General features: G+C 53.7%; 28 protein-coding genes, 1 pseudogene and 1 riboswitch. Of the genes and pseudogenes, 14 read left to right on the top strand and 15 right to left on the bottom strand.

What is annotated here, in order from left to right; translation table 11 throughout:
• Positions 1-112: 112 nt before the first annotated feature.
• The 6 genes from O9K67_RS19720 to O9K67_RS19695 all read right to left on the bottom strand — a co-directional run bounded on the left by O9K67_RS19720 (position 113) and on the right by O9K67_RS19695 (position 5,335).
• The gene (locus O9K67_RS19720; protein ID WP_245191405.1) at positions 113-1,042 is read right to left on the bottom strand and encodes an AraC family transcriptional regulator; all 930 of its coding nucleotides are present in this window, start codon (positions 1,040-1,042) and stop codon (positions 113-115) included.
• Positions 1,043-1,281: 239 nt separating this feature from the next.
• Positions 1,282-1,503 carry an acyl carrier protein gene (locus tag O9K67_RS19715; protein ID WP_061497358.1) on the bottom strand — a complete coding sequence of 74 codons (222 nt, stop codon included), beginning with the start codon at positions 1,501-1,503 and terminating at the stop codon, positions 1,282-1,284.
• Positions 1,504-1,520: 17 nt separating this feature from the next.
• Positions 1,521-2,954, bottom strand: a complete 1,434-nt coding sequence (locus tag O9K67_RS19710; protein WP_061497356.1) for an AMP-binding protein — start codon at positions 2,952-2,954, stop codon at positions 1,521-1,523.
• Positions 2,951-4,069, bottom strand: coding sequence for a membrane-bound O-acyltransferase family protein (locus O9K67_RS19705; RefSeq protein WP_061497355.1), 1,119 nt, complete (start codon positions 4,067-4,069; stop codon positions 2,951-2,953). Before O9K67_RS19705 ends, O9K67_RS19710 begins: the two co-directional genes overlap by 4 nt.
• Positions 4,070-4,079: 10 nt before the next feature.
• On the bottom strand, positions 4,080-4,202 hold the full coding sequence (locus tag O9K67_RS19700) for a hypothetical protein (protein WP_271044619.1): 123 nt from the start codon (positions 4,200-4,202) through the stop codon (positions 4,080-4,082).
• Positions 4,199-5,335, bottom strand: a complete 1,137-nt coding sequence (locus tag O9K67_RS19695) for a D-alanyl-lipoteichoic acid biosynthesis protein DltD (protein ID WP_061497353.1) — start codon at positions 5,333-5,335, stop codon at positions 4,199-4,201. The genes O9K67_RS19700 and O9K67_RS19695 overlap by 4 nt, the downstream gene beginning before the upstream one ends.
• A gap of 133 nt (positions 5,336-5,468) precedes the next feature.
• On the opposite strand from O9K67_RS19695, the gene O9K67_RS19690 reads away from it, so the two are divergent.
• On the top strand, positions 5,469-5,609 hold the full coding sequence (locus O9K67_RS19690) for a hypothetical protein (RefSeq protein WP_167352630.1): 141 nt from the start codon (positions 5,469-5,471) through the stop codon (positions 5,607-5,609).
• Positions 5,610-5,723: 114 nt separating this feature from the next.
• Here the strand turns inward: O9K67_RS19690 and O9K67_RS24780 are convergent.
• Both O9K67_RS24780 and O9K67_RS19685 read right to left on the bottom strand, forming a co-directional pair.
• Positions 5,724-6,071: pseudogene (locus tag O9K67_RS24780) on the bottom strand (arabinose operon transcriptional regulator AraC); the annotation flags it as partial.
• A 199-nt stretch (positions 6,072-6,270) separates the two neighbouring features.
• On the bottom strand, positions 6,271-6,528 hold the full coding sequence (locus tag O9K67_RS19685; protein WP_061497351.1) for a YjhX family toxin: 258 nt from the start codon (positions 6,526-6,528) through the stop codon (positions 6,271-6,273).
• Between the two features lie 391 nt (positions 6,529-6,919).
• Between O9K67_RS19685 and O9K67_RS19680 the strand changes: the two genes are divergently transcribed.
• Entirely contained in the window at positions 6,920-7,279 is a 360-nt protein-coding gene (locus O9K67_RS19680) for a hypothetical protein (protein ID WP_061497349.1), read from the top strand.
• Between the two features lie 58 nt (positions 7,280-7,337).
• Here the strand turns inward: O9K67_RS19680 and zinT are convergent, their stop codons facing one another.
• Complete coding sequence (gene zinT / locus O9K67_RS19675; protein WP_061497347.1) at positions 7,338-7,982, bottom strand: metal-binding protein ZinT; 645 nt, start codon at positions 7,980-7,982, stop codon at positions 7,338-7,340.
• Between the two features lie 155 nt (positions 7,983-8,137).
• Positions 8,138-8,207, top strand: a riboswitch (Fluoride riboswitch).
• 81 nt (positions 8,208-8,288) lie between these two features.
• Between zinT and crcB the strand changes: the two genes are divergently transcribed.
• The 3 genes from crcB (at position 8,289) to O9K67_RS19660 (ending at position 10,073) form a co-directional block, all read left to right on the top strand.
• Positions 8,289-8,666, top strand: coding sequence for a fluoride efflux transporter CrcB (crcB, locus tag O9K67_RS19670; protein ID WP_061497344.1), 378 nt, complete (start codon positions 8,289-8,291; stop codon positions 8,664-8,666).
• Between the two features lie 321 nt (positions 8,667-8,987).
• The gene (locus O9K67_RS19665) at positions 8,988-9,170 is read left to right on the top strand and encodes a con-10 family general stress protein (RefSeq protein WP_061497343.1); all 183 of its coding nucleotides are present in this window, start codon (positions 8,988-8,990) and stop codon (positions 9,168-9,170) included.
• A 645-nt stretch (positions 9,171-9,815) separates the two neighbouring features.
• Positions 9,816-10,073, top strand: coding sequence for a hypothetical protein (locus tag O9K67_RS19660; RefSeq protein ID WP_134318552.1), 258 nt, complete (start codon positions 9,816-9,818; stop codon positions 10,071-10,073).
• Between the two features lie 122 nt (positions 10,074-10,195).
• Here the strand turns inward: O9K67_RS19660 and O9K67_RS19655 are convergent, their stop codons facing one another.
• A complete protein-coding gene (locus tag O9K67_RS19655; RefSeq protein ID WP_061497337.1) occupies positions 10,196-10,477 on the bottom strand; it encodes a SelT/SelW/SelH family protein in 282 nt (93 codons plus the stop codon).
• 225 nt (positions 10,478-10,702) lie between these two features.
• Between O9K67_RS19655 and O9K67_RS19650 the strand changes: the two genes are divergently transcribed.
• The 6 genes from O9K67_RS19650 to O9K67_RS19625 all read left to right on the top strand — a co-directional run bounded on the left by O9K67_RS19650 (position 10,703) and on the right by O9K67_RS19625 (position 17,493).
• Positions 10,703-13,066, top strand: a complete 2,364-nt coding sequence (locus tag O9K67_RS19650) for a TonB-dependent receptor domain-containing protein (RefSeq protein WP_061497335.1) — start codon at positions 10,703-10,705, stop codon at positions 13,064-13,066.
• A 99-nt stretch (positions 13,067-13,165) separates the two neighbouring features.
• A complete protein-coding gene (locus O9K67_RS19645; RefSeq protein WP_408612822.1) occupies positions 13,166-14,224 on the top strand; it encodes a hemin-degrading factor in 1,059 nt (352 codons plus the stop codon).
• Positions 14,221-15,042 (top strand): heme/hemin ABC transporter substrate-binding protein, encoded by an 822-nt coding sequence (locus tag O9K67_RS19640; protein WP_061497333.1) that lies wholly within the window; start codon positions 14,221-14,223, stop codon positions 15,040-15,042. The genes O9K67_RS19645 and O9K67_RS19640 overlap by 4 nt, the downstream gene beginning before the upstream one ends.
• Positions 15,039-16,034, top strand: a complete 996-nt coding sequence (locus tag O9K67_RS19635; RefSeq protein WP_061497331.1) for a FecCD family ABC transporter permease — start codon at positions 15,039-15,041, stop codon at positions 16,032-16,034. The genes O9K67_RS19640 and O9K67_RS19635 overlap by 4 nt, the downstream gene beginning before the upstream one ends.
• Positions 16,027-16,806 carry a heme ABC transporter ATP-binding protein gene (locus O9K67_RS19630; RefSeq protein ID WP_061497329.1) on the top strand — a complete coding sequence of 260 codons (780 nt, stop codon included), beginning with the start codon at positions 16,027-16,029 and terminating at the stop codon, positions 16,804-16,806. The genes O9K67_RS19635 and O9K67_RS19630 overlap by 8 nt, the downstream gene beginning before the upstream one ends.
• A gap of 87 nt (positions 16,807-16,893) precedes the next feature.
• A complete protein-coding gene (locus O9K67_RS19625) occupies positions 16,894-17,493 on the top strand; it encodes a LysR family transcriptional regulator (RefSeq protein ID WP_061497327.1) in 600 nt (199 codons plus the stop codon).
• 35 nt (positions 17,494-17,528) lie between these two features.
• Here O9K67_RS19625 and O9K67_RS19620 read toward each other — a convergent pair whose 3' ends face one another.
• From O9K67_RS19620 to O9K67_RS19600, 5 genes are read right to left on the bottom strand one after another with little or no spacing between them, the layout of a single operon-like run.
• Positions 17,529-18,224, bottom strand: coding sequence for an ABC transporter ATP-binding protein (locus O9K67_RS19620; RefSeq protein WP_061497325.1), 696 nt, complete (start codon positions 18,222-18,224; stop codon positions 17,529-17,531).
• Positions 18,217-18,999, bottom strand: a complete 783-nt coding sequence (locus tag O9K67_RS19615) for an ABC transporter ATP-binding protein (RefSeq protein WP_061497323.1) — start codon at positions 18,997-18,999, stop codon at positions 18,217-18,219. The genes O9K67_RS19620 and O9K67_RS19615 overlap by 8 nt, the downstream gene beginning before the upstream one ends.
• On the bottom strand, positions 18,986-20,032 hold the full coding sequence (locus tag O9K67_RS19610; RefSeq protein ID WP_061497321.1) for a branched-chain amino acid ABC transporter permease: 1,047 nt from the start codon (positions 20,030-20,032) through the stop codon (positions 18,986-18,988). The genes O9K67_RS19615 and O9K67_RS19610 overlap by 14 nt, the downstream gene beginning before the upstream one ends.
• Positions 20,032-20,931 (bottom strand): branched-chain amino acid ABC transporter permease, encoded by a 900-nt coding sequence (locus O9K67_RS19605; RefSeq protein ID WP_061497319.1) that lies wholly within the window; start codon positions 20,929-20,931, stop codon positions 20,032-20,034. Before O9K67_RS19605 ends, O9K67_RS19610 begins: the two co-directional genes overlap by 1 nt.
• 36 nt (positions 20,932-20,967) lie before the next feature.
• Positions 20,968-22,074, bottom strand: coding sequence for an ABC transporter substrate-binding protein (locus O9K67_RS19600; RefSeq protein WP_271044684.1), 1,107 nt, complete (start codon positions 22,072-22,074; stop codon positions 20,968-20,970).
• Positions 22,075-22,662: 588 nt separating this feature from the next.
• On the opposite strand from O9K67_RS19600, the gene dgcN reads away from it, so the two are divergent.
• From dgcN to O9K67_RS19585, 3 genes are read left to right on the top strand one after another with little or no spacing between them, the layout of a single operon-like run.
• Positions 22,663-23,664 (top strand): N-acetyltransferase DgcN, encoded by a 1,002-nt coding sequence (dgcN, locus tag O9K67_RS19595; RefSeq protein WP_061497315.1) that lies wholly within the window; start codon positions 22,663-22,665, stop codon positions 23,662-23,664.
• Positions 23,664-24,641 carry an N-acetyl-D-Glu racemase DgcA gene (gene dgcA, locus O9K67_RS19590; protein WP_061497313.1) on the top strand — a complete coding sequence of 326 codons (978 nt, stop codon included), beginning with the start codon at positions 23,664-23,666 and terminating at the stop codon, positions 24,639-24,641. The genes dgcN and dgcA overlap by 1 nt, the downstream gene beginning before the upstream one ends.
• Before the next feature lie 23 nt (positions 24,642-24,664).
• Entirely contained in the window at positions 24,665-25,510 is an 846-nt protein-coding gene (locus O9K67_RS19585) for a D-amino-acid transaminase (RefSeq protein WP_061497311.1), read from the top strand.
• The last annotated feature ends 168 nt before the right edge of the window (positions 25,511-25,678 follow it).

Raw genomic sequence — 25,678 nt, 5'->3', positions numbered from 1 at the left:
TAATCATAAAAAATGTATCGACGAGGCTTTTTTATATAATTTTTTTGCGCCAGCATGGCCGTAACGATCACACTTAACGTAAAAACGTGAGAAAGAGGTATCAAACCGTTCATTAGCGGTTTTTGTGAAGTTGCACGCTGGTGAGGCTATGGTTCCTGAATTTTTTCGGGGTAACGCCAATGAGTTTTTTGAATTGAAAACAGTAATATGCCGCATCTGTAAATTCGCACTGATAAGCGATATCGGTAATGCTTAGCGCGGTATTGCGCAGCATATCGACGGAGCGGGCGATTTTCTTGCGTAACAGATACTCTTTAAAGCTGATATGCATGATTTTTTTGAACGTCCGGGAGAAATGGCATGAAGAGAGGCCTACAGTGTCGGCGGCTTCATGCAAACTGATATTCAAAGAGGTTCGTTTTTCCATTTCCTCCATAAAATTAATCATTTTTTCAAATAATGAGAGATTGTCTTTCTCCGGTGATATTGCCTGTGCGCTGGAGGCACACTGAAAAACAGTATTGAGTAAGAGGATCATTACCGGGTTGATGTCGTCTGTTGAAGGTTCGGTTTCATGCGCCTGTGCCAGCCACTTGAATAAAAACTGTACTCTCTCAGCGTACAATTCATTGGGTTGAGTTATGATTCCAATGTGTGGATTCATGGAGGGAATTGGATATTTTAATCTGTTGAGTACAGCCCGATCGTACTGAAAGAGAAAACGCTCATGATCGTCGGTGTATTCCAGCGCCATATCATGGAGTACCAATGGGCTAACATAAATTAACGTATTGTCTTTTATCGCGAATTTTTCACTGCCAATACTGTAACTGCCCTGCGCTTTATGGAACCACATAATTTCATGCTCCAGATGCATATGTGGTTTGATAGCTAATCCCTCTTCCGGGACGGCTTCTCCTGCGCGTAAAACGTAATCCAGTTCTGTCGACGTTTCTAAATTTTCAAAAAAATGATCTTCATTGATTAAGTTTCGCATAATGGCTGTCGTTAGCGTTAATGTCTCATCCTTGTGTGTCGCCATTATAGCCGTCACTCGTAGCGGATAATGTTAGCCGGATCGAGCGTCGCTGATGAACACCTCACTTCCAGTTTCCTGGCGGCTGCACTGAAAATATGAGCTCCCGAACTGGTGCGGGTAGCGTAAAGCAGGGCATAAAGCCATACCCTAAACAGCAGTCAATTCCGCCTGTTTACACAAAAAAAAGACCCCGGTGGGCCGGGGTCTTTGTATCGGGTGAAAATATGCCGCTACCCGCGTGCTTAGCTGCGGTTCTCTTCAATAAAGTGTGCGAGATCCGCCGGGGTTTTCAGCACGGTCGCCACTTCGGTAGGCGGGATCATGCAGCCATAAACATCCTGCACTTCCAGCACCATATCCACCGCCAGAATCGAGTCGAGGATATCGGACTCAATCAGCTCATCGTTAAAGCCCACTTTGCGGGATAAGATCTTTTCAAACAGCGCGAGAATTTCTTGTTCCATCTCTATTTCCTGAATCATCAGTTCGTGCGGGCATGAGTGTCCAGCAGCTTACGGTCAATTTTGCCGTTGGGATTGAGCGGCAAAGCGTCTTTGATAATGATTTGCGAAGGCACCATATAGGGCGGGATCACCTTCGAGAGCGATGTTTTTATCGCTTCCGGTGCCAGCTTCGTTACACAGAATGCTGCAATACGCAGCACACCGCCGCCGGATTTCATCAGCGGCAGAACCACCGCTTCACTGATACCGGACATTGCCAGCAGGCGGTTTTCGATCTCGTTGATCTCGATACGGTAACCATTCAATTTAATCTGGCTATCGTTACGCCCCTGGCAGTAAAGCAGCCCATCTTCGTAGCCCAGGTCGCCGGTTCTGTAGCCACGGAATGCTTCGCCCTCACGGTGCAGCAGCTTCTCGGCGTTCTCTTTTGGCAGCCCGAGATAACCGCGCATCACATTTTTACCCCAGATGATCAGCTCGCCTTCCGGGGTAATTTCCATTCTCGAGTCCGGCATCATCGTGCCAACCGGCAGTAGATCGTTCTCGCTGTTCAGGATCTCGTCGGTGATTTCAATCACCGTTGTGGCGATGGTCGCTTCCGTTGGGCCATAGGAGTTAAGAATTTTGGCCTGCGGAAAGCGGCGGCGTAACTGTTTGACCAACGCCTTGTTCAGCACCTCGCCAATAAACACGAACACGTTGAGGTCGGGCAGGTATTCGCTGTTGAACTGCGGCGAGAGCAGACGCTGGTAAGCAAAGGAAGGCGTGGATACCCACACGGAAACCTGATTGCTTTTCAGGCGATCGAGCCAGTTGTCAGCGGCAATATCCTCTTTCGCATTCAGTACAATATGCCCGCCAGTGGCCAGGTTCGCCAGCAGCGGAATCAAAGAGAGGTCGAAGCTGAACACCGCATGGTTCATCAGCACCGGCGTCGGCGGCAGTGAAAAGTCCTGGCGAACCCATTTCATAAAGTGCCACAGGCTTTCGCGCCCGATCTGCACACCTTTGGGTTTGCCGGTGCTGCCGGAGGTGAACATGATGTACGCCAGGTCCTGCTCTTCGAGTGGTTTGCCGGTTTCACCGATCGCCACGAACTGCCGGGTGGCAATGTCGTAGTACCACGGCGCGCTTGCCAGCGAGCATATCTCTTTCAGCCGTTCCTGCGGATAAATGCAATCCACCGGGATATACGGAATGTTATGCAGCAGACAGCTATAGATGGCCACAGCGAACTCCGCCTGCTGGTGGCCGTACAGCACCACTGGCGTACCGGCGGGTAACTGGCACTGCTGTAAGCGTTGTGACCAGTCTGTCACGGCGGTGGTAAGCTGTTGCCAGGTCAGGGCTTCATCGCTGCCGCTGATGGCCAACTGCTGTGGATTCGCGGGATCAAGTAATGCCGCACGCAGGAAATCCTGCAATTCCTGAAGCTCGGTGTGAAGGTTCATAGAGGTGACATTCCGCTAAAGATGTAAAGAGAAGCCGCAGCACTTGCCAGCGTTAAAATGCGGCCCAGGAAGATAACCACCGGGTTTTGTAACCCGGTGGTCAGCGCCGGGCTGCGTTTGGCTGACCACTGAAGCATGTTGTGCGCAACGGAAATAGCGCCAAACAGCGCGCCGCTGATAACATAGTGCCTTTCGAGCCCGTTCCATGCTCCCATACAAAACAGCGTGCAGAAGATACCTATGTTCTGCGCCAGCGTTTTGTTCTGACGGAAAAAGTCGAGCTTCATTAAGTTCATATAAATCGGCATAAAGACCACGTCTCTCAGCCATTCAGAGAGACTGATGTGGAAGCGTCGCCAGAAATCCTGCGGGTTTTTCGCCAGAATGGGCATATTGAAGTTCGCCGGAATATTCAGGCCAAACAAGCGCCCGGCACCAATCGCCATATTGCTGTAACCGGCAAAGTCGAACCACAAATAGGCGCTGTAAGCCAGCGACATCACCACCCCTACACTGAGGGTAAACGGACGATGGCTCCACGACTGGATCACCAGGTTGTCGATAAGCATTGCGAAGAGAAACTTCTGCACGATGCCGGTAAAAATTTGCTCCATTGCCGTTAAAAACTGCTCACGGGTCAGGCTAAATACCGGTTTATTAATGTCCGTCACCCAGGTCCGCCAGCGATACATGGGACCTGCCAGAATAATAAATGGCATAAACAGGTAGCAGAAATAGTGCAGAAAATGACGGCCATCTTTTTTGCTGCGGTACAGCAGAACATCAATGGCGCGGAAGGTCATAAACGATAAGCCGATCATGCCCCAGTGATTGTTAAGGTGTAGTTTCACCAACAGCAGCGGCAGCAGCGTCAGGGTGACTGCCTGCCAGGTTTTCAACCAGCCTTTCTCTTTTAAGGTGACAATGGCGTAAAAGCTGAAGAAGACCGCGACGGGAACCGCGTAATCTCCCTGGAAGATATAGCCCCAGGCGACCGCGGCCAGTACGGAAAATGCGGATAAATAGGTCAACCGGTAGTGCAATACGCGGTTAACCAGCGCGAAGATCAACGCCGATGAGAACAGGTATAAAAAAAACGTTCCGGAGCTGTACATCATTCATTCCTCAGAACTTTTGATATTCAAAATGCACTTTCAAACTCATGCTCTCATCCACCGAAGACCACGCGATGATGGTGACCGCCAGCAGGAGATAAAGGAAAAAAAGGCGAATAGCATTTTTCATCATTTAAAACTCTCCAGAATAAAGCGGTCCATCGGTACCCATGCCAGGTCGGTTGGGTGCAGGCGATCCCAGTTCCAGCCCTCCTGATAAGGCATGGAGTACATATCGAGGTAAGGGATCTGATTTGCCTGCAGAATTGCCGTTGCCTGAGTCACGGCGGGCTGCACCAGTTCCGGGTTCTGCACGGCCCGCCGGTTGATGGCATCAATAATGACCACGACCTGAACATGGCGCGATTTCAATAACTTGATAGTGGCTTCAAACGCCTGTATTTGTGCCGGAACGACAGGTGAGTCATCCCACACTTCCGGTTTTTCGCCCGGTTCATAAATGGATTTGTCCATCCACAGCGTGGCGGCGCTTTGCTGACGATATGCGTTCAGCTCGCGGGCATGAGCCAACTCTTTATCCCAGTCCGGTGTTACGACGGATGTGGGGTGTTGCGGCCACGGTTGAGTCTCTTCCGGCTCAATGTGTAGCATTGCCAGCCAGTCGTTTTTAATCAGTGTGCAGAAATTAGCAAACTGGAAACTCACTTCCTGCCAGATATTTTCCGCGTGCCAGCCATAAATTTTCATTTGCGAAAAGGTTAAATGGCTGATCTCTTTTTTATCAATATTGCGTAAGTAATTGACCAGGAAGGGGCGCGCTTGCTCATCCTGGATTAATGGATTAAACACGGGGGCCGGGAAATTATCTGCAAAAATAGCGGGCGGAACGCCGAATGAATAAAAACTGTCCGGTGAAAGTAACAACACCACTTTACTGTTTGCATTAAGGTCGTTTTTAAAACGTGAGAACAGTAAAAAATGTGTAACACTATCATCGAAGCTGTCACCAAATGCGACCACCGGACGGTGCAAATCATTATTAAAGTAATTATATACAGCGTAATGTTCATCTTCTGAGGTGGCGACTTCAGAAGCGCCGATGAAAAAAATCGCATTGCCCTGTAATGCATGAGAAATAGTGGCTATTTTTTCAGCTTGTTCTTTTTGTGTGCCTGCCATTGATTTAATCAACGGCTGAAATGTAAGCGGCGGATCAAAGCTGTTCACCAGCGGGTGAACACATAAAAACAGGATGGCAAGGGCCGCCATCGAGATATGTAGGCAGAGTGTATTTTTAAGTTTCATTATAATATTAAGAAAGCATAATATTTATTTGTTTAAAGTTTGTTGCTTTTTATCTTCACAGCAAACCGACCTCTATGTTCACGACACTATATACCAGACGCCTCACAGATGATGAGTGTTGCTGTGTAACGGTATGTACAGATTTGATCTGGCGTCATATTACGGGGTGAATCTTCATGCGGGCGGTGTGGACGTGGAGGGGAAACGGCTTGGCGTAGCTCTCGCGAATGAGAGTCATACGCGCTACGCCCATCCCAATGGCAAACAGCAATAAGGATCGGCTTAGCGTTCGCCCGGTTTCAGTGTTTGATTACCAGGCAAATTATTGATCTTCCCATCGCATTTTATACTCCGTCGGCGGGATGCGATTATGTTTGCGAAATATTTAAGTGAAATAGACCGGGTCGCCATAACCCACTGATTGAACAATTTTAAATATGGGTAATAACCTTGACGGGATAAGTCAACGCGCGCGGTTTATTCGTTGTTGTTCACGCCAGGCATAATGGTAACGCCGAAATCTTTTTTACGCAGATGCGCTAAGCGGGAAGGGGATTGAAACTCCATGCTGGTGAGTTTTCGACTTTCAATTCTTCATCAATGTGCCTGTGCTGCCGGCACCGTGACCCGGGTTGGTCTATGTCGGGAATACTTTTATCCCACTTTAGCCACTCCAGTCAGCAGGGACGCGGAGTAAAGTAAATCCACAGATGATCCCGTGTTCGCGATGTTCGTCGCACGATGCCACACATTATCGGAACCTGGATACAGGGGGGCCCGCAGCACATTCTCTTTTCAGTGAGGCCGTTGTCATAAAAAACGCGTTATCGATTAGTCACAATCGGCTATCCGCAGATGACTGTGAAAGGGGGACAGGTTCTACAGCGGGGAAGATAAAGCGCCTCAGACAAGAGGCGCTTTTTTACCTGTGCTCCTTACTGGTTGTCTGTCCGGGCGCGAACATGGCTCAGTCCGGTGTGATTGATACGATATGGCTGACCATTCACCGACGTGATCAGCTTCTTGCTCCTGAGTTTTTTAAACACCGCAAGCGTGCAATCGCTGAGCAGCAATCCTTCGCGGGTGTAGCATTCAACGGTGGTAATACGGCCTGATGCATCGCGGATATGCGCTATGCGTCCGCCTTTGGCGAGAACGTGTAAGGTACGTTGTTCCGGACGGGATAAATTCATACTGAAAACCTGTTCATCATCATGAGCAAAAACGAGCCAACACCCGCAGGTGTTCGCGTAAGGTTTAAGCGCAGCGATAATCAGTCCGGCCTGTGCAGGTCGGGACGCTGATTATCTGATGATGACATTCTCCAGCATCAAAGCCTCGGTGAGTGTGGACAGGAATAACGTGATGGATACTATCACAGCCCGTTGAGGGGGAAATCAATCCACCGCCGAAGTGTGACGGGATACGACAATTGGCGTTAGTAGAGCACACCACAGTGTCTCAATGTGGTGCAGTGGCGACAGAGAAAAGAATGGAATAAGGCCGTGCAATGAGGGGGATAATTGTTTTTTGGCTTTGGCACGGAATATGATGGGCATTCAAATAATAAAGTAAGAAGGTTATATGAAACGCACTCTTTTCATCGTTCCTCTGGTCTTTCTCTCTTTCACTTCACACGCCAAAACCGTGGCTGATTTTATTAATGGCTGGCCTGAACTGGCGACGAGTCCAACCATCAGGGCTGCTATTCAGCAGGGCGCGATTGGTAACGCGGGTCTGGATGCAATGAGCAACGGGGCAACAAGTACGACGCTTGGCGACGAGGCGCAGAAATTGCTGGCTGAAAATGGCTACGACTATGCGCAAGCCGCATTACGGGATTTAGCCACGACAGGCTGCGGCGAGAACGGTCTGGCAGAGGTTTATGGGCTGCGCGAAAAAGATTGTCAGGCGATCATTAAAGTGGATGCGCAAATAGAGTGATGCGCGGTAACGCCATCACAGCCCGGCAGGCGGCACGTCTACCGCCCGCCGGGAAACATCAATGATGTAGCATTTCCTCGACCACTTGCGCTTTGGTCATATTGTACGGGTAGTATGTCGGCCAGTTATCCATCTCTTTGAGCAGCGCTTCCTGTGAGACATTCCCCATGAAAATGTGGAAATGTTGTGACCGGCGCGGCGCGATAATATGGTCGCTGAACTGCACATATTTTGGCGCTTTTGACTGGCTGTCTGTGCATTCAAACAGGTAACGAACGCCTTTCTTACCAGAGGCATAGGTGAGGATTTTGTACCCGGCGTAATCATAACGGCAACGATTCACCGTATTGCCAGAGTGAAATTCGATTACGTTGTCTTCGATGCCGATCATCTCAACGTTTGTCGCGTAGCCTTTTTTATAATAAGCCCGGTACTCTTCAACGGTTTTGTCACCCTGTTTCGCTTTTTTCTCCAGCACCGGATCCAGATCGCCATTGAGCAGGTAAGGTTCCAGCGATTGCCAGATACCATCCCAGTCGCTCAGCGCTCTGTCTTTTACCTCTTTATTATCAAAAATGCCTTCGCTGGCTTTGCGTTCAACCTCCGACAGCGGTTTACCGTGATGGTGATCGTGGGCAACGCTTTGAGCGCTACCAAGCAACATGCCCATACCGAGTAAGAACGCGGATTTCTTCATGATCATCGTGTAGTCCCTGGTTATCCTTTGTGACAAAATGAAATGTTATAATATAACAATTGATTTTGCCGCCTATGTCAACACAGAGAAAATCGTTAGCGATTTTCCTTACGCTTACTGCACGTCCTGCGCTTGCCTGGAAAGTGAAAATCGTCAACAATGCGCGCTAAGGTGATGGCGTTCCACCTTACCCAACCGCTTCCCTGAGAAGCTGATGACGCCTGATATGACTCTTTAACGGAGGCATGTCGGGCGTTTTAAATTTTCCCCTCCCGGCATGTCTCCATCATTCGCACGATTAATGAGGAAAACATGCTGAAATCTTTATTTGCTGTGATGATCGGGGGTTCTGCGGGCTGCGTTATCCGCTGGTTGCTCTCCATTCGGTTGAATGTTCTGTTTCCCAATCTGCCACCCGGCACCTTACTGGTGAATCTGCTTGGCGGGTTAATCATAGGTGGCGCGCTGGCGTTCTTTACCCGGCAGCCGAATCTTGATCCCACTTGGCGACTGCTAATTACCACCGGTTTGTGCGGCGGCATGACGACCTTTTCAACATTTTCACTGGAGATCTTTGCATTGCTGCAAACAGGGGATTATCTGTGGGCAATGACCTCCGTGTTGGTGCATGTGGTAGGAGCGATTTTGATGACGGCTTTGGGATTTATGGTGGTTAACGCGTTGTTTTGATCGATGTGGCAGGGAGAATCGTGCGTTCTCCCTGCGTTCAGAATTACCGCTTCGGTAAATTCTGCGGAAATAAATAACATTTTTTGATTATTTCTTTAGAAGATATATCGACGTTTAACCCCTTTATAAATATAAGTTTTATTTTAAATGCAACATATGCATCTAAATGTAAAAATAAGCTGCGTAATTTTTATTATGATTAATTTTATGAATGCCGTTGACTAATTTTCATTAGCAACCAAACTTAAATCTCTAACGCGATCGATTAAAGTACTTAATGACTTTTTCGGTTACAAGTAAAGTACCCACTGGAGATATAATATGGCGGAACATAGAGGCGGTTCTGGAAATTTCGCAGAAGATCGTGAAAAGGCTTCTGAAGCAGGACGTAAAGGTGGACAGCACAGCGGGGGCAACTTTAAAAATGATCCCGAACGTGCATCCGAAGCCGGTAAGAAAGGCGGCAAAAACAGTCATGGTGGTGGCCGTAAATCTGAGTCCTGATAGTGACTTATGGTAGTCAGTCATCATTAAAATGGTATGTGAATAACAAGCGGGTCGGAAACGGCTCGTTTATCTCGTTATGTTGAATGTGATATTTCGTTAACTGATTCTTTATTGTGAAATTAATAGATGGCGACCTGCATAATATTATGTGACGGTAATCTTTTGCAAAGATTATTGCTCATTAGCACAAAGTGTACATTGCTGTGCTATGAAATAAATACCTGAGTAGAATGATGAGAGAAAATAAACAAGAAAACCCCAGTGAGATAATGCCCATCGAAGGGTGTGAGAATTTTCTGTATATCGACCCTAACAGAATGATATCAACGCTTATTTCTATTAATGAGGCAGCCGTATCCCTTCATCTTACCCCACGCCAAAAGCGTCTGGTTGACAAAATCGCTAACCGGATACAGACGCAGCAAGAAGATAATTCGCCATAACAGCGCGATATTCCTTTACGGAGAAATAGCGAAAAATCACCCTCAGGAGCAGGAAATCCGCTCTGTGTCTGAAGGTATGCAATTGCCTGGTTATTGCTCACAATGAGTCTGCTAATTATTTGCAAAATGTTTACAAGAATATCGTTATAAAACAACTTGTTGTAGTGAAATATAACGATCTTTGGGAATGATTTTTTTCATGGTGATTGCCTTGAAGTTATCCAAAAAATGTTTATATTTCATGCAGTTCTACAATTTACCAAACCCTGGTGTCGCACTTGCAACCGCTCAGTCTGAGCGGTTTTTTTTGTCTGCCGCCTGGCTTCTTTTCGCTGCGGGCATCTATAGTCAAAAGACGGAAGGCAACAAGGAGGATCCTGTGCTGAAAGTTGAAAAAGATGATCCACACAACGCACCCGAGTCCGGCGATAAGAAGCCGCAACCGGTGAAAAAGTAACAAAAAGGTCGCTACGGCGACCTTTTTGTTGCCCACGCAACAGGCTATTTTCTGCGTGTTAGCAAAGGAGGGAACTTCAACGGGCCTGAGACGCGAAGCGCTGTTTTGCGCCTTATCCCTCCCTACATGCTTTTCTCCACATGGCCCAGCGGTTTTTCCGGGAAGCAGTAGTCGCGTACGCGGCGTTTTAATTCTGCGGCATCGGGGAAACCGCTATCCTGCTTGCGATCCCAGATAACGTGACCGTCAATATCGATAACAAAAATCCCGCCGGTGCCCGGCTTCAGGGTGACCGCATTGAGATCGGTACTGAAGGTATGCAGTAATTCCTGCGCCATCCAGCTGGCGCGTAGCATCCAGTTACACTGGGAGCAATAATGCAGAGTGAGGGTGGGTTTGCTCATTTTATCGTCACCGTAAGCGCGTAGTAGACAACCATTGTAGGCAATGTATGGGGAGGAATGTGAGGAATAATTAAGTTATTGCAAGTGATAATTATTATCATTATTATCTGGCTCGATAAGATGAGAGTTGGCCATCAGTGTCGGGTGCAGACACGGCACAATTCCACGTACGACTGGAAGTAAGCAGTGAGCCTGATACTAATAACACCAGGGCTTACAAATACTATGTGTAAATCGCAATTTTCCCGGCCTCGCTTTAGCAAGCGCGTGCTGGTGACTTCACTACTCGCAGCGCTGTATCAGACCTCCGCCAGTGCGGCTGATACCCCCACAATTTCCGCCAACTCCCAGCAAGATACCGCTGAAGAGATGGTCGTCACAGCGCCTGCGCCGGTATTAAAAGCCGGGAGCGACCATTCGGTCAGCGCGCAGGATCTGCAAAATAAAGGCGCGAAAGATTTTGGCTCCATCATGCGCTATGAGCCGTTGATCAGCGCCACCGGCGCCAGCGGCGGTTCCGGCAACGGGAAAAGCGGCTTCGATCGCGGCGGTTACACCGGCTATAACATTCGTGGTCTGGAAAGCAACCGTGTCGGCATTGATGTTGACGGGATCCCTCAGCCCGATGCCACCGGCCGCAGCTATGTCAGTCGCGCAGGTCTGAACACTTTCGGCATTGGCCGCGATTACATCGATCCGTATATGTACGGTAGCGTTGATATTCAGTCCGGCGCGACATCAACGGATAACGCCAACACCTCGATTGGCGGCAACGTCTCCTTTAAACCGAAATCCGCCGACGACTATCTGCGTCAGGGGAAAGAGACCTACTTTGGTTATCAGAGCGATTACGACTCCGCAGACCGTAGCTGGCACAACGGCATAACCGGCGCGGCCGGGGACGACACTCTGCGCGGCATTTTTGTCTACAGCCGCCGCGACGGTCAGCAGACCCGCAACAACAGCGGCACTCTGGACGCTTATCCGGCGAACTGGCACTCCGATGCGATGATGGCCTCCGGGATCTGGCAGCCCAATGAGGCGCACAAACTGACGGCGACGCTGGATTATTACCACAAGACCAACCACACCCACTACGATAGCTGGAACAGCAGCGGCAGCACGATCCTCGGTGATGCGCAGCAAACCAGCCAGACCCGGCGCTGGGGCGTTAGCCTGAAAGATGACTGGACGCCAATGAACGACTGGCTCGATAGCATGTCCAGCAAAGTCTACTACCAGCACACCGAGGCGCATGACCGCACCTGGATGCCGGACAGCACCACCGGTACGATGGAGACGGTCTACTCCAACTATGATACCGACACCTGGGGCATTCAGAATGCGCTGGCGAAAACGCTCGGTCGTCATGATCTGAGCGCAGGCTTTAACGCCAGCACCAGCAAAACCGAGCGCCCGTTTAGTCAGTCGCCGGTACCGAGCGTCTACAGTGTGATCATGCAACCGGAAGCGAACAGCCGCAGCTACACCGTGGGCGCGTTCGTGCAGGATCAGATTAACTTCGATGCAGATGGCCACCACTTTGCCATCATTCCCGGCGCGCGCGTTGTGCATCAGTCCACCAAACCGGATAACCTCTCCAGCCTGACGACCAACAGCAGCGTGCTGACGGAGTCGTCCGTCTCGTCGTTGTACGGTAAAAATTCAGACACCCAGTTGCTGCCGTCGCTGACCTTCCAGTACGACCTCACGCCGCGCCTGATGACCTACCTGCAATATAAACGCGGGGCGGAGTTCCCGAACGCCAGCCAGTTGTACGGCTCCTGGAACCTGGGTTCAAGCTATGCCGGACGTGGGCAGTATGCGTTGATTGGCAACACCGATCTGAAAACCGAAACCAGCAACAACCTGGAATGGGGCATGAAGGGCGACGTCACCGACGGAGTAACGCTGCGTACGGCGCTGTTCTACAACAGCTATAAAAACTTTATCGCCTATACCCGCTACACCCGTTCAGGCAATCCGGATAAATTCACCAACGTTCCCTCCAATATTTACACCACTTATCAGGCGGAAAACCGCGACAAGGCCTTTATCTATGGCGGTGAAGTCAGCGCGAAATTCAACGTTGGCACCTGGTTCGAACAACTGAACGGCCTGAGCGCCACGCTGGCGTACGGCTATACCCAAGGGAAGTCCAAATCCAGCTACTCCGGCGACAAATACGTCGATCTCGACAGCGTCGCGCCAATGAAAGCCATCGTCGGCGTTGCCTGGGATGATCCGGCAAAACGCTACGGCACTGCGCTGACCGCCACCTTTGTCAAAGGCAAGCAGGCGACCGCCACCAACCGCCAGTCCTACACCAATACCGGCGGTGCATTGGGGGATTCCAGTGTCGAGTATATGCGCGTGCCGGGCTACGGTCTGCTGGACTGGACGGCGTACTGGCAGGTGGCGAAACACGTCAAGGTTAACGGCGGCGTTTACAACATCACCGATCGTAAGTACTGGGACTACCTGAACAGCCGTACTCAGGAAGAGTCCACCAACCAGAATGCCTACGATAAAGCGCTGGCGGTGATGCCGGGACGCACCTGGCAATTGGGCGTCAATGTCGACTTCTAAGACGATGTTATCGCTCGGGCAGCCCGGGCGAATAGGTCTCCACCGTTAACGTTTCTCCCCGGTATCGCTGCCGGGGTTTTTCACATCCTAAAGGACGCTATGTTTATGCCTGCATCTGCACACGACTTCGCCGCCATCTGGCGTCAGTATCAGACCATCAAAACGCAAGAACCGGCAAAATACGCCCGTGACATCGCCAGCGAGATGGCGATCAGTGAAGCGGAATTAACCCACTCCCGCGTCGGGCACGATGCGGTGCGCCTGACGGGCGACGTGCGCGACATCCTCGCGGCACTGGAACCGGTGGGCGAGATCAAATCGATCTGCCGCAATGACTATGCGGTACACGAGCAACTGGGCGAGTTTACCCATCAACATATCAGCGAACACGCCGGGCTGGTGCTCAACCCGCGTGCGCTCGATCTGCGTCTGTTCCTCGGTGAATGGGCCAGCGTGTTTCACCTCTGCGAACAAAGCCCGCGCGGCGAGCGCCAGAGCATTCAGTTTTTCGACCGCCAGGGCGATGCGCTGCTGAAGGTTTACACCACGGCGCGTACCGATATGGCGGCATGGGACGCAGTGCTCAGCCGTTTTCGCGCCACCTCTGCGCAGCCGTTGACGATCGTCGCCGCCAAAGCGACTCAGTATGCGCACGCCGTCGACGCCACCGCGCTGGATCAGGCGTGGCGGGCGATGACCGATGTCCACCAGTTTTTCGGGTTACTGAAAAAGTACAACCTCTCTCGTCAGCAGGCGTTCCGGCTGGTGGGCGACGATCTGGCCTGCCAGGTCAGCAATGACGCGCTGCCGACCCTGCTGGAGAGCGTATTGCAGGACGGCAATGAAATCATGATCTTCGTGGGGAATCGCGGCTGCGTACAGATTTTTACCGGCGTGCTGGAGAAGCTGACGCCGATGAAAGGGTGGATCAACATTTTCAACGAAACCTTCACCCTGCATCTACGCGACGCGGGGATCGCCGAATGCTGGGTCACCCGCAAGCCGACGGACGGCGGTCATGTCACCAGCCTTGAGCTCTTCGCCGACGATGGCGTGCAGATAGCGCAACTGTATGGTCAGCGCAGCGAAGGTCAGCCGGAACAAGCGCAGTGGCGGGCACAGATTGATGCCCTGATCGGCAAAGGAAAAGCAGCATGAAAACAGTACTGATGTTGTTGTTAGCGCTGCCGCTGGCGGTCAGCGCGGCGGCAGAGAAAATCGTCTCCCTTGGTGGCGACGTCACCGGCATTGTGTACGGGCTGGGCGCGCAGGCGCAACTGGTGGGGCGCGACAGCACCAGCACCTGGCCTGCGCAGGCGCAAACAGTGCCGGATGTGGGGTATCTGCGGCAGCTCAACGCGGAAGGCATTCTCTCGCTACGCCCGACCGTGGTGCTGGCAAGCGCCCAGGCGCAGCCGTCGCAGGTGCTGCAAAAAGTGCAGGAGAACCATGTCCGGGTGGTCTCTGTGCCGGGCGGCTACACGCTGGCGGATATCGATAAAAAAGTCGCGGTGATTGCGGCGGCCATCGGGCGCACCGCCGCAGGCGACGCGGTGCGTAAAACACTGGCGGCGGAGATTGCCGCACTGCCCGCGCAGCCGGTGAATAAGCGGGTGTTGTTTATTCTCAGTCATGGCGGCATGGGGGCGATGGTTGCCGGACAGGAGACGGCGGCGGACGGCGCTATCCGCGCGGCAGGTTTGCAGAATGCGATGCAGGGCTTTGCCCATTATCGCGCCCTGTCGCAGGAAGGGGTGATCGCCAGCAAACCGGACCTGGTGGTGATCTCCGCCGACGGGGTGAAAAGTATGGGCGGTGAAGCGAGCCTCTGGGCGCTGCCCGGTCTGGCGCAAACCCCCGCCGGGCGCAATAAACAGGCGCTGATCATTGATGATACGGCGTTGCTGGGGTTTGGCCTGAGTACGCCGCACGCGGTGCTGGAGTTGCGCCGTAAAGCGGAGCACACGCCAGAATGAGTCGCGCCGTGTCCCGCATACTCTGGGGACTGCTTCTGCTGCTGTTGGGGCTGACGATGCTGGCGACCACCCAGGGGGCGATGCACTTGCCGCTCGCAAGCTTGTGGTCTGCGGGGGATGAGGGGCTGCGTCAGATCTGGCTGACTATCCGCCTGCCGCGCGTGCTGCTGGCGTTGCTGGTCGGCGCGGCGCTGGCGCTCTCCGGCTGTGTGATGCAGGGACTGTTTCGTAACCCGCTTGCCGATCCGGGGTTGCTGGGCATCAGCGGCGGCGCGTCGCTGATGGTGGCGTGCTGGCTGGTGCTGCCGGTGTCGGTTCCGGTGCTGGTCGCGCTGTACGCACCGATGCTGGCAGCATTTATTGGCAGTCTGGCGGTGATGGTGGTGATTTATCTGCTCAGCAAAACAGCGGAGAGCGGGCTGTCGCGCCTGTTGCTGGTGGGGATTGCCATTAATGCGCTGTGTAACGCGGGCGTGGGCGTCCTCTCCTGGATTAGCAACGATGCCCAGCTACGCCAACTTTCGCAGTGGGGAATGGGCAGTCTCGGGCAGACAGAGTGGTTAACGCTGGGGGTTGCTGCGACGTTGATCCTCCCGGCTTCGGTGGTTATCTGGCGGGTGGCGCAGCCGCTTAATCTGCTGCAACTGGGGGAGGAAGAGGCGCACTACCTCGGCGTCAATGTTCCTGCGCTTCAGCGGTTACTGCTGGTGTGCAGCGCGCTGCTGGTGGCCACGGCCGTCGCGATCAGCGGCATTATCAGCTTTGTCGGACTGGTGGTGCCACATCTGATGCGCATCTGGCTGGGACCGGATCACCGCGGGCTGGTGCCGGGTTCGTTATTGACAGGGGCCGGTCTGCTACTGATTGCCGACACGGTCGCACGCACGGTGGTTGCGCCTGCCGAGATGCCGGTGGGTTTGCTCACCAGCCTGCTGGGCGCGCCCTGGTTTTTGTGGCTGATCTTCCGACAAAGGAGAACTGCACGTGGATAACACCTTAATCGCCACCCATTTGCACCTGAAGGTTGGCGCACGGCAACTGATTGAGGATGTGTCGTTAACGCTGACATGCGGTGAAAGGGTGGCGCTCATTGGCCCTAACGGTGCAGGAAAGTCAACGCTGCTACGCTTGTTGACCGGTTACCTTCCAACGGCTTCGGGGGAGTGCTCGCTTGCCGGGCGCGCGCTCAGCCAGTGGTCGCCTGCGGCACTCTCCCGCCATCGCGCAGTGATGTTGCAGCACACGCAACCGGGGTTCGACTGGCCCGTAGAGGCGATTGTTGCCATGGGGCGTGCGCCCTGGGGGCAAAAAGGCGAACGCGACATTGTGCAGCAGGTGCTGGCGCTGACCGGTTGCGATGCGTTACGCGGACGGCGTTATACCACCCTCTCCGGCGGTGAACAGCAGCGGGTACAACTGGCGCGCAGCCTGGCGCAACTCTGGCGTGACGATGCCCCTGAAGGCTGGTTATTTTTGGATGAACCCACCTCGGCGCTGGATCTCTACCATCAGCAGCAGTTATTGCGCTTGCTGAAGCGGCTCACACAGAAAGGAAAACTGCATGTCTGCGCCGTGCTGCACGATCTGAATCTGGCCGCGCTGTGGGCGGACCGCATCCTGTTGTTGCATAACGGCAAGCTGGTGGCGCAGGGCGCACCGGGAGCGGTTATCCAGCGCGCAGTCATTGCCAAATGGTATGGCGCAGATGTGCTGGTCGGCGAACACCCGGGCGGGGATGCGCCGCAGGTCTTTCTTTCCGCCTGACAGGCGTAGCGCGGGCGGGCGCAGGGAGGATGACAACCGCGTATTTTTGCTACAGTTTAGGGTGATGAACTGAAGCGGAGATCTGCGATGACCTTACCGCCACTGCAGGCGCTGATCTGTTTTGAAGCTGTAGCACGACACCGGAGCATGAAAGAGGCGGCGCAAGAGTTACACATTACTGCCAGCGCAGTGAGTCAGCAAATCGCCAAACTCGAAGCCTGGGTCAATGTGCGGCTGTTTATGCGCGGCCCGCGTTTTCTGACGCTGACGACGGAAGGGCAGATCTATCTGCGTGAAATCCAGCCTGCGTTTAATCAACTTTCCAGGGCGACGCAGCGGCTGATGGACTCCGGCTGGCAGACGACGGTGACCGTCAGTTGTACGGCCGAGATCGCCAGCCAGTGGCTGTTACCCCGTCTGAAGGGGTTTGAGTACTATCATCCGGGTGTGGAAGTGATCATTAACACCACTCACCGCACCGTTGATCTGCGCAGTGAAGGGATCGATTTTGCCGTGTGTCATGAGGCGCATGCCACGGCGGAATGGATGTCGCACCGGCTGGTTCACGCGCCCAGGTTGCCAGGCGGCAATATGGCGCTGGTGTATGATAAAGCCGCCATTTTGCAGCCGGTTTGCTACGATTTCCGCGACTGGTTGCTGGAGAAAACCGAGGCGGATAACCCGTAACGCCAAAAACGCCGGGTTGCGGCTCCGTCCGGGCGCTACCCGCCAAGGTACATCTTTTTCACCTCCGGGTTAGCTAACACTTCCTGCGCCGCCCCGCTCAGCACGATTTTGCCGTTTTCCAGCACATAAGCCCGATCGGCAATGGTCAGCGCCGCCGTGGCGTTTTGCTCCACCAGCAGAATAGTAATGTTCTCCTCGCGCAACTGGCGAAGGGTGGTGAACAACTCGCCGACAATCTTAGGCGCAAGGCCCAGGCTCGGTTCATCGAGCATCAGCAATACCGGTTCGCTCATCAACGCGCGGGCTATTGCCAGCATCTGTTGTTCACCGCCGCTCAGGGTACCCGCCATCTGCTTACGTCGCTCCTTCAGACGCGGGAAGAGGGTAAACATGCGATCCCGCAGGCGGGTGAAGTTCGCCAGGTTGTTATAGGCCCCCATCCGCAGGTTCTCTTCGATGGTCAGGTTGGTGAAGATTTTTCGGCCTTCCGGCACCAGCGCCAGTCCTTTTCGCACAATATGGTGCGTCTGGCTGCGCGAGATATCCTCATTGAGAAAGTTCACCGTGCCGGTGGAACGCACCATGTTCACAATACCGTTCAGCGTCGAGGTTTTCCCCGCGCCGTTACTGCCGATCAGGGTGACGATCTCCCGGTCATAGATGTCAATATCCACCCCTTTCAGCCCTTGAATGACGCCATAAAAGACGTTTAACTCCCGTGCGCTAAGCATAACGTACCTCTCCCAGGTAGGCGGCGATCACCTCCGGATGTTGGATCGCGTCCGCCATCAGACCGCTGAACAACGGCTTGCCGTACTCCAGCACCATCACGCGCTCACAGAGCGCGTTAACGAATGGCATATCATGCTCAATCAACAGCACGCTTAACTGGTAATCCTTGCGCATGCGGAAAATCAGCCCGGCCAGATCTTCGGTCTCTTTTGGGTTCATCCCGGCGGCGGGTTCATCCAGTAACAGCAGCTTTGGCGCAGTGGCCAGCGCACGGGCGATCTCCACTTTACGCTGGTTGCCGTAGCTCAGGTTGGTGGCCTGTACATTGGCATAGTCGGCAATACCAATGTAGTCCAGCAGTTCCATCGCTTTTGCCCGCGCGGCGCGTTCGGCCGGAAAATAGCGTCCAATATGCAGCGCCGCTTCCAGCAGGGAGTAGCGGCTGGCGTGATCCAGCCCGACCATCACGTTCTCCAGCACCGTCATGGAATTAAACAGCCGGATGTTCTGAAACGTGCGCGCAATACCGGCATTCACCACCTGGTTAGGCTTCAGCCGTTTGATGGATTTTCCCGCCAGCGTCACGCTGCCGCTGGTGGGTTTATAGTTGGCGGTGATGACGTTAAACAGGGTGGTTTTGCCTGCGCCATTCGGGCCAATCAGGCCGAAGATCTCAGCTTCGTCCACGTGAAAACTTACTTTGTCGATGGCCCGCAGCCCGCCAAACTGCATCACAATGTCCTGCACCTGCAAAATGACGTTACTTGCTGTCATGACGGCTCCCTTTACGTAATTGCCACACCTCTTTCTTGCCAAACAACCCTTCGCGGGCGAACAACATGATCAACAGCAGCAGCAGGGAGAACACCACCATGCGCAGCCCCGGATAAGAACCGAGATCGTGACCAAACAGCGACAGCGGTTGATCGAGAAAACGCAGCCACTCGCCACTGCCGACCACCACAATGGTGCCGAGCAGTGCGCCGGTGGTGCTGCCCAGGCCGCCAAGCACAATGATGATCAGCAACTGGAAGGTGAGCATAAAGTCGAACAATCCCGGCGAGATGGTGGTCAGCAGCGAGGCCAGCAAACCGCCGCCAATCCCTTCAAAGAACGCACTGGTGGCAAAGGCGCAGGTTTTAATGCGAAATGTATTAATGCCCATTGCAATGGCAGCATCTTCATCATCGCGGATGGCCTTCATCATGCGGCCGTACTTTGACCATACCAGTTGCAGGATCATCCCGGTGGCAAGCAGGGCGATAAGCCCACACCAGAACAGCAAATGCGGCTGTTGCGGAATATCGTTGAGCCCAATCGCGCCGTTGGTGATTTGCGGGTTATTAATCGCGAGGATCTTGATAATAAACCCGAAGCCCAGCGTGACGATCGCCAGATAGTCGCCGCGCACACGAAACACCGGGAAAGCCAGGCACACCGCCAGCGCGGCAGCGCACAGGCCGCTTATCAACAACGCTGGCAGAAAACTGGCGTGCAGCAGCAAAATAAAGGGGCTGGGGGCCGCCATTTCGAACATATCCAGTTTGCTGTCGCTGGAGAGAATAAACAGCGCAGTGACATACGCGCCAACGGCGACAAAACCGTTCGGCTCCAGCGATAACTGCCCGGTGACGCCGTTAATCAGGTTGTAGCTGACCGCAAGGATCATAAAGACGAAAACGGTGCTGATAACCCGGACAATGTAATCGTTAAACAGCGTATTGATGGCGACCAGTAGCGCAATAGTGATGAGGATAATCAGCAGATTGCGCCCCTGCGCGGCAAGCGTCGTTGTGGGGTTGCGCATCAGAAACGGCTCCTTTCCAGGCGTTCATCACCCATAATGCCAACCGGGCGGAACAGCAAGACCAGAATCAAGAACATAAAAGCAAAGGCGTCTTTATAGCCGCCCAGTTCGGGAAAGAGGGCGACGGCGACCACTTCAGTAAAACCAAGAATAAAGCCGCCGAGTACCGCGCCGGTCACGCTTCCTATACCGCCAAGCACCGCGGCTGCAAAGGCTTTCAGGCCAATCAGCACGCCCATTAACGGGTCAATCGTCGGGTAACTGATGGAGTAGAACACGCCACCCAGCGCGGCAAGACTGCTGCCCAATGCAAAGACCAGCGAAATAATCCGGTTGGCGTCAATGCCCATCAGTCGCACGGTGTTCACGTCAAACGCCACGGCGCGGATCGCCATACCATAGCGGGTGCGATAGAGCAGCCAGAGGATTGCCAGCAACAGCAGGATGGTGATCAACGGCACGATCCACGCCACGTTGGTAATGATTATCTGCCCGAAGGTCTGAGTGCTGTTGAAATAGTCCGGCGCCGAAAAAAAGCGGGAACTGCCGCCAAACAGGACGTTGAACAGATTTTCGAGAAAAAAACTCACCCCGATGGCTGTGATCAGCATTGAAATTTTCGATGCCTGGCGCAGGGGGCGGTAGGCGACCCGGTCAATAAACATGCCCAGCAGGCCGCATAAACCGAGGGTCAGTAAAATGGCTACCCCAAAGGGTAGCCCAATTGATGAGAACAGAAACAGCGTGGCGAATGCGCCGACCATCATGACGTCCGCATGGGCGAAGTTGATCAGGCGCAGCACCCCGTAAACCATGGTGTAGCCAATGGCGATCAGCGCGTACATGCCGCCCAGACTCATGCCGTTGACCACCTGCTGGAGAAAAATGGCACCATCCATTGAAGCACCTCTTGTTAACAACGGCCTGTCACTGCGTTAAGGATTAACCACAGTCTTAAAGGCGAGCTGACCATCTTTCACTTCGTTGATCACTGCGCTGCGTACCGCATCGCCATCTTTCAGCGTCAGTACGCCGGTCACGCCCTGGAAGTCTTTGGTGGCGCGGATTTTTTCGTTAACACACACACGGTCATGTGGGTCATTGCACTGGTTCATAGCGTTGACGATCACGTTGTAGGCATCGGCCGCCATTGCGCCCCAGGTGTGGGTCGGAGAGTTAAATTTCGCTTCCCACGCTTTGATAAACGCTTCGCCGGAAGGCGTCTGCTCTTTGGCGTTGGGCGAGTAGTAATCGGTGGTCATATAGCCATTAACCGCGTCTTTACCCACGTCAAAGAATACCGGATCCGCCGCCAGCCCATCGCCGCCGACCACCGGTTTATCCAGACCGAGTTGTTTGGCCTGAACGGCAATCAATGCGCCTTCGGTGTAGTAGATAGGCATGTAGATCATGTCGACGTTTTTGGCTTTCACGCTGGAGAGCTGCGCTTTGAAGTCTTTACTGCCTGACGGCGCTTGTACTTCGATGGGAATGGTGCCGCCGTTTTTCAGGAATTGCGTGCGGAAGGCTTTTGCCAGGCCGACGGAGTAGTCGTTGCTGCTATCAAATACGATGGCGGCTGTTTTGGCGTTCAGATCACGGGACGCAAGGTTCGCGCCGACCACACCCTGGAAGCTGTCGGAGAAGCAAACGCGGCTGACATAGGGGTGGTTACGGGTGACGCGGTCGTTGGTGGCGGTGGAGGAGACCAGCGGCGTTTTGGTGTCATCGGCGATTTTGACCATCGCCAGGGTATTGGAGGAGGTGACTTCGCCAATGACGGCGTCGACTTTATCACTGGAAACCAGGCGCTGCATGGCGTTAGCGGCTTCCACCTTATCGCTTTTGTCGTCGATCACCACCAGTTTGATGGTATCGCCGTTTTTCAGCGTCGGCGTAATGCCCTGGATCAGTTCGAGACCTTTTTGCGACGGTTGGCCGTAACCGCTCAGTGCACCGCTAAGTGGCAGCACCACGCCGATTTTCACTTCCGCCGCCAGCGCACTGTGCGCGCCCACCAGGCCAGAGACCAGTACCGCCATTAAAGAGACTTTCCCACAAAAACTCTTCATTGTTACCTCACCGTCCGTCAGTTGATTGTTTATGTTTAACCATCAATTACCGCGTAACACTGATGAATACCGATGCGCCTGGAGAAATAGCCAATAACGCATAATGTTTTTGATTTATGGCGCTAAATTACGAAGGGTTTTACTGTCAATAACGAAATCAACCTTACATCCATTAATTAGATTTTTCTCATCCATTCTTCTTATAGATTTAACGGGCGCAATAGCACTGTTTTGGTGCGCTAAAATAGTGCGTGTGCGCTCTGTTGGTGCGCTAATACAATCATTGTGAGAAGGATCAAAATAATTATTTGACACCATTAAGGCCATAAGTGGATTTAAGAAAGAAAATGTTTTTTGCGGATTTTAATAAACGCATCAGCAGAATAAAAAACCAGATAATTGCAATAAATATGGTAAATAACGCCTGTTTTTGTCGCTATTGACAATAATAAAACCCTTGTTATTTTGTATTGGCAGTCAGCTTATTACCTGTTTTTTCGGAAATGTTATTTCTGCGTTAATTATTTTTGTTCAGCCTTATTCTGAGGACGGTAAATAATGAATATTCAAAAGCCCTATCTGCTTTTTCTTGGTGATGCGCACGACCAACTGGCAGCGAAAGTTGCCGATGGGATTAAACAATGGCACCCGGAATATTGTGTGGGCCAATACCGGATGGCGGAATGCCATGCCGATTGTCATGTCCCGGATATGGATATTAACGCAGCGGTAAAAGCCGGTGCGAAAACGCTGGTAGTGGGCGTTGCGAACCGTGGCGGCGTTATTTCACCGGCATGGGTCTCTATTCTCAGCCAGGCGCTGGAAAGCGGTCTGGATCTGGCTGCCGGGCTGCATAATAAACTGGCTGATGTCCCGGAATTAAAAGCGCTGGCCGATCGCCTCGGGCGCTCACTGTTTGATGTACGCCATCCGACCCAGCACTATCCGGTTGCCAGCGGGCGTAAACGCAGTGGTAAGCGACTGCTGCCGGTGGGGACAGACTGCTCCTGCGGCAAGATGTATACCGCGTTGGCCATTGAAAAAGAGATTCTGGCGCGCGGCGGTAAAGCCACCTTTCGTGCCACCGGGCAGACCGGCATTCTGATCAGCGGCAGCGGGGTCAGCATCGATGCGGTGGTCTCCGATTTTGTCTCTGGCGCGGTGGAAACGCTGTCGCCGGATAACGATGCCGACCACTGGGATATTATCGAAGGTCAAGGGTCACTGTTCCACCCTTCATTCGCGGGAGTGACCACCGGGCTTATCCACGGTGCGCAGCCGGATGCACTGGTGCTGTGTCATGAACCGACCCGCACGCATATGCGCGGTGTCGATTACCCGATTCCCGACCTCAGTGATTGCATGGCGTTAAGCCTGAAAATGGCGCAACTGACCAATCCGCATGCCCGGTTTGTGGGGATTTCCGTCAATACCGCCGCGCTGGATGAGGCGCAAGCCGGTGCGTTAATGGACGCGCTGCAACAACGCCTCGGTCTGCCGGTAGTGGATCCCTTCCGTCAGGGTGTCGGGGCGATCGTTGATGCGCTGGCGGCGCTGTAATGGAACTCTCCGTTACGCATGAACGCTGGCCGCTGCGCCAGGCGTTCACCATTGCTCGCGGCAGCCGCACCGTTGCGGATGTGGTAGCGGTGGCCTTAACGGTTAATGGCGTCACCGGGCGCGGGGAGTGTCTGCCGTATGCCCGTTACGGCGAGTCGGTAGAGAGCGTGATAGCGCAGATTGAGCAGATGCGTGCTGCGCTGGCGAACGGCATGACCCGTGACACGTTACAGCTTGCGCTCCCGGCGGGGGCGGCGCGAAATGCGCTGGACTGCGCCTTCTGGGATCTGGAGTGTAAACGCGCCGGGCAGACCATCTGGCAACGCACTGCCAGCCAGCCGCCGCGTCATTTGCAGACCGCGTATACCCTGTCACTGGATACGCCAGAAAAGATGCAGCAGGCGGCGCGGGAAAATGCCTGGCGACCTCTGCTGAAGCTGAAACTGGCCGATAATCAGGATGGCGCTCGTGTTGCGGCGGTACGCGAGGGCGCGCCGCATGCGCGGCTGATTGTCGATGCTAACGAAGGGTGGGATGAACATCTCTACCTGCACCAGGCCACTGCGCTTGGCAAACTTGGCGTCACGCTGATTGAACAGCCGCTCCCGGCGGGTAAAGACGCGGTGCTGGCGCAACTGCCGCACCCTGTTCCGCTGTGCGCTGATGAGTCCTGCCATGATGTGGCATCACTGGCGCGCATTGCTGGCTGCTATGAGATGATCAACATCAAACTCGACAAGAGCGGCGGGCTAACCGAAGCGCTGCGCCTGAAGGCGGAAGCCAGGCGGTTGGGGTTACAGGTGATGGTGGGCTGTATGGTGGCGACTTCGCTGTCGATGGCACCTGCGGTGGTGGTGGCACAAGGCGCGAGCGTTGTCGATCTTGACGGTCCTTTGCTGCTGGCGAAAGACCGCGAACATGGGCTGCATTATGAAGGCAGCGAACTTTTTCCCCCGACGCCTGCCCTGTGGGGCTGACGCCGAAAATCAAGGAGAGGGTGATGTCACGCACGGTATATGTGAACGGCGAGTTTCTGCCGGAAGAGGCGGCGAAAATATCGGTTTTCGATCGCGGGTTTTTATTTGCCGACGCAGTGTATGAAGTCACGGCGGTGGTTAACGGTAAACTGGTCGATTTTAACGGCCACTATGCGCGGCTGGTGCGCTCCTGCACCGAACTGGGTTTAACGCTACGGCTGGATGAGCACGCCCTGCGTGACATTCACCAGCGGCTGATTGTGGAAAATGCGCTACAGGAAGGGGGCATCTACCTGCAACTGACGCGCGGTAATGGCGGTGATCGTGATTTCCACTATCCGCCGGCTGACACGCCCCCCACGCTGGTGCTGTTTACGCAGGCGCGTGCAGTGGTGGATCATCCCGCCGCCAGTAAGGGGATTCGCGTCGTGACCTGCCCGGATATTCGCTGGCAGCGACGAGACATTAAAACCGTGCAGTTGCTTGCGCCCTGTATGGCGAAAGCCTTCGCCGAAGCACAAGGTGCGGATGACGCCTTCCTGGTGGAAAATGGTTATATCACCGAGGGCAGCTCCTGTAACTGCTATATCGTGCAGGCGGACAACACCGTGGTGACACGCCCGCTCAGCAACAGCATTCTGCACGGGATTACCCGTAAAGCGCTGGTGCGGCTGGCGGAGGAGCACGGTGTGACGATCGAGGAGCGGCTCTTCACCCCGGAGGAAGCGCGCAACGCGCGTGAGGTGTTTATCAGCTCGGCGACGACCTTTGTCTGGCCGGTGATCGCCGTTGACGGGCAGACCATCGGTGACGGGAAGCCCGGACCTGTCACCCTGTTGCTGCGGAAGATCTATTTGCAGATGCTCTGAGCCATCCCCGCCACATTAAATGACCGCCCGGCGGAGCAGGGCTGGCACAGGATGCTGGCGGGCTATGTTAAAAAGAGGCGCAGCAGGGCGGGGTAAAACAGGTGAAGGGGGCAGAAGGTGATTAACGGTTCGCGTGTGCAGGGGGAAAATAAAAAGCGCTTCGTTAAA

Source organism: Kosakonia oryzendophytica (genome assembly GCF_027886705.1).
GTDB lineage: Bacteria > Pseudomonadota > Gammaproteobacteria > Enterobacterales > Enterobacteriaceae > Kosakonia > Kosakonia oryzendophytica.
Note: the sequence above shows the minus strand (reverse complement) of the source record. Positions and strands in the feature narration are given on the sequence as shown.

What these genes read in the sequence shown, in the direction of transcription:
- O9K67_RS19720 (WP_245191405.1), bottom strand. Translation starts at nt 1,042, where the DNA reads ATGGCGACACACAAGGATGAGACATTAACGCTAACGACAGCCATTATG.
- O9K67_RS19715 (WP_061497358.1), bottom strand. Translation starts at nt 1,503, where the DNA reads ATGGAACAAGAAATTCTCGCGCTGTTTGAAAAGATCTTATCCCGCAAA.
- O9K67_RS19710 (WP_061497356.1), bottom strand. Translation starts at nt 2,954, where the DNA reads ATGAACCTTCACACCGAGCTTCAGGAATTGCAGGATTTCCTGCGTGCG.
- O9K67_RS19705 (WP_061497355.1), bottom strand. Translation starts at nt 4,069, where the DNA reads ATGTACAGCTCCGGAACGTTTTTTTTATACCTGTTCTCATCGGCGTTG.
- O9K67_RS19700 (WP_271044619.1), bottom strand. Translation starts at nt 4,202, where the DNA reads ATGATGAAAAATGCTATTCGCCTTTTTTTCCTTTATCTCCTGCTGGCG.
- O9K67_RS19695 (WP_061497353.1), bottom strand. Translation starts at nt 5,335, where the DNA reads ATGAAACTTAAAAATACACTCTGCCTACATATCTCGATGGCGGCCCTT.
- O9K67_RS19690 (WP_167352630.1), top strand. Translation starts at nt 5,469, where the DNA reads ATGTACAGATTTGATCTGGCGTCATATTACGGGGTGAATCTTCATGCG.
- O9K67_RS19685 (WP_061497351.1), bottom strand. Translation starts at nt 6,528, where the DNA reads ATGAATTTATCCCGTCCGGAACAACGTACCTTACACGTTCTCGCCAAA.
- O9K67_RS19680 (WP_061497349.1), top strand. Translation starts at nt 6,920, where the DNA reads ATGAAACGCACTCTTTTCATCGTTCCTCTGGTCTTTCTCTCTTTCACT.
- zinT (WP_061497347.1), bottom strand. Translation starts at nt 7,982, where the DNA reads ATGATCATGAAGAAATCCGCGTTCTTACTCGGTATGGGCATGTTGCTT.
- crcB (WP_061497344.1), top strand. Translation starts at nt 8,289, where the DNA reads ATGCTGAAATCTTTATTTGCTGTGATGATCGGGGGTTCTGCGGGCTGC.
- O9K67_RS19665 (WP_061497343.1), top strand. Translation starts at nt 8,988, where the DNA reads ATGGCGGAACATAGAGGCGGTTCTGGAAATTTCGCAGAAGATCGTGAA.
- O9K67_RS19660 (WP_134318552.1), top strand. Translation starts at nt 9,816, where the DNA reads ATGGTGATTGCCTTGAAGTTATCCAAAAAATGTTTATATTTCATGCAG.
- O9K67_RS19655 (WP_061497337.1), bottom strand. Translation starts at nt 10,477, where the DNA reads ATGAGCAAACCCACCCTCACTCTGCATTATTGCTCCCAGTGTAACTGG.
- O9K67_RS19650 (WP_061497335.1), top strand. Translation starts at nt 10,703, where the DNA reads ATGTGTAAATCGCAATTTTCCCGGCCTCGCTTTAGCAAGCGCGTGCTG.
- O9K67_RS19645 (WP_408612822.1), top strand. Translation starts at nt 13,166, where the DNA reads ATGTTTATGCCTGCATCTGCACACGACTTCGCCGCCATCTGGCGTCAG.
- O9K67_RS19640 (WP_061497333.1), top strand. Translation starts at nt 14,221, where the DNA reads ATGAAAACAGTACTGATGTTGTTGTTAGCGCTGCCGCTGGCGGTCAGC.
- O9K67_RS19635 (WP_061497331.1), top strand. Translation starts at nt 15,039, where the DNA reads ATGAGTCGCGCCGTGTCCCGCATACTCTGGGGACTGCTTCTGCTGCTG.
- O9K67_RS19625 (WP_061497327.1), top strand. Translation starts at nt 16,894, where the DNA reads ATGACCTTACCGCCACTGCAGGCGCTGATCTGTTTTGAAGCTGTAGCA.
- O9K67_RS19620 (WP_061497325.1), bottom strand. Translation starts at nt 18,224, where the DNA reads ATGCTTAGCGCACGGGAGTTAAACGTCTTTTATGGCGTCATTCAAGGG.
- O9K67_RS19615 (WP_061497323.1), bottom strand. Translation starts at nt 18,999, where the DNA reads ATGACAGCAAGTAACGTCATTTTGCAGGTGCAGGACATTGTGATGCAG.
- O9K67_RS19610 (WP_061497321.1), bottom strand. Translation starts at nt 20,032, where the DNA reads ATGCGCAACCCCACAACGACGCTTGCCGCGCAGGGGCGCAATCTGCTG.
- O9K67_RS19605 (WP_061497319.1), bottom strand. Translation starts at nt 20,931, where the DNA reads ATGGATGGTGCCATTTTTCTCCAGCAGGTGGTCAACGGCATGAGTCTG.
- O9K67_RS19600 (WP_271044684.1), bottom strand. Translation starts at nt 22,074, where the DNA reads ATGGCGGTACTGGTCTCTGGCCTGGTGGGCGCGCACAGTGCGCTGGCG.
- dgcN (WP_061497315.1), top strand. Translation starts at nt 22,663, where the DNA reads ATGAATATTCAAAAGCCCTATCTGCTTTTTCTTGGTGATGCGCACGAC.
- dgcA (WP_061497313.1), top strand. Translation starts at nt 23,664, where the DNA reads ATGGAACTCTCCGTTACGCATGAACGCTGGCCGCTGCGCCAGGCGTTC.
- O9K67_RS19585 (WP_061497311.1), top strand. Translation starts at nt 24,665, where the DNA reads ATGTCACGCACGGTATATGTGAACGGCGAGTTTCTGCCGGAAGAGGCG.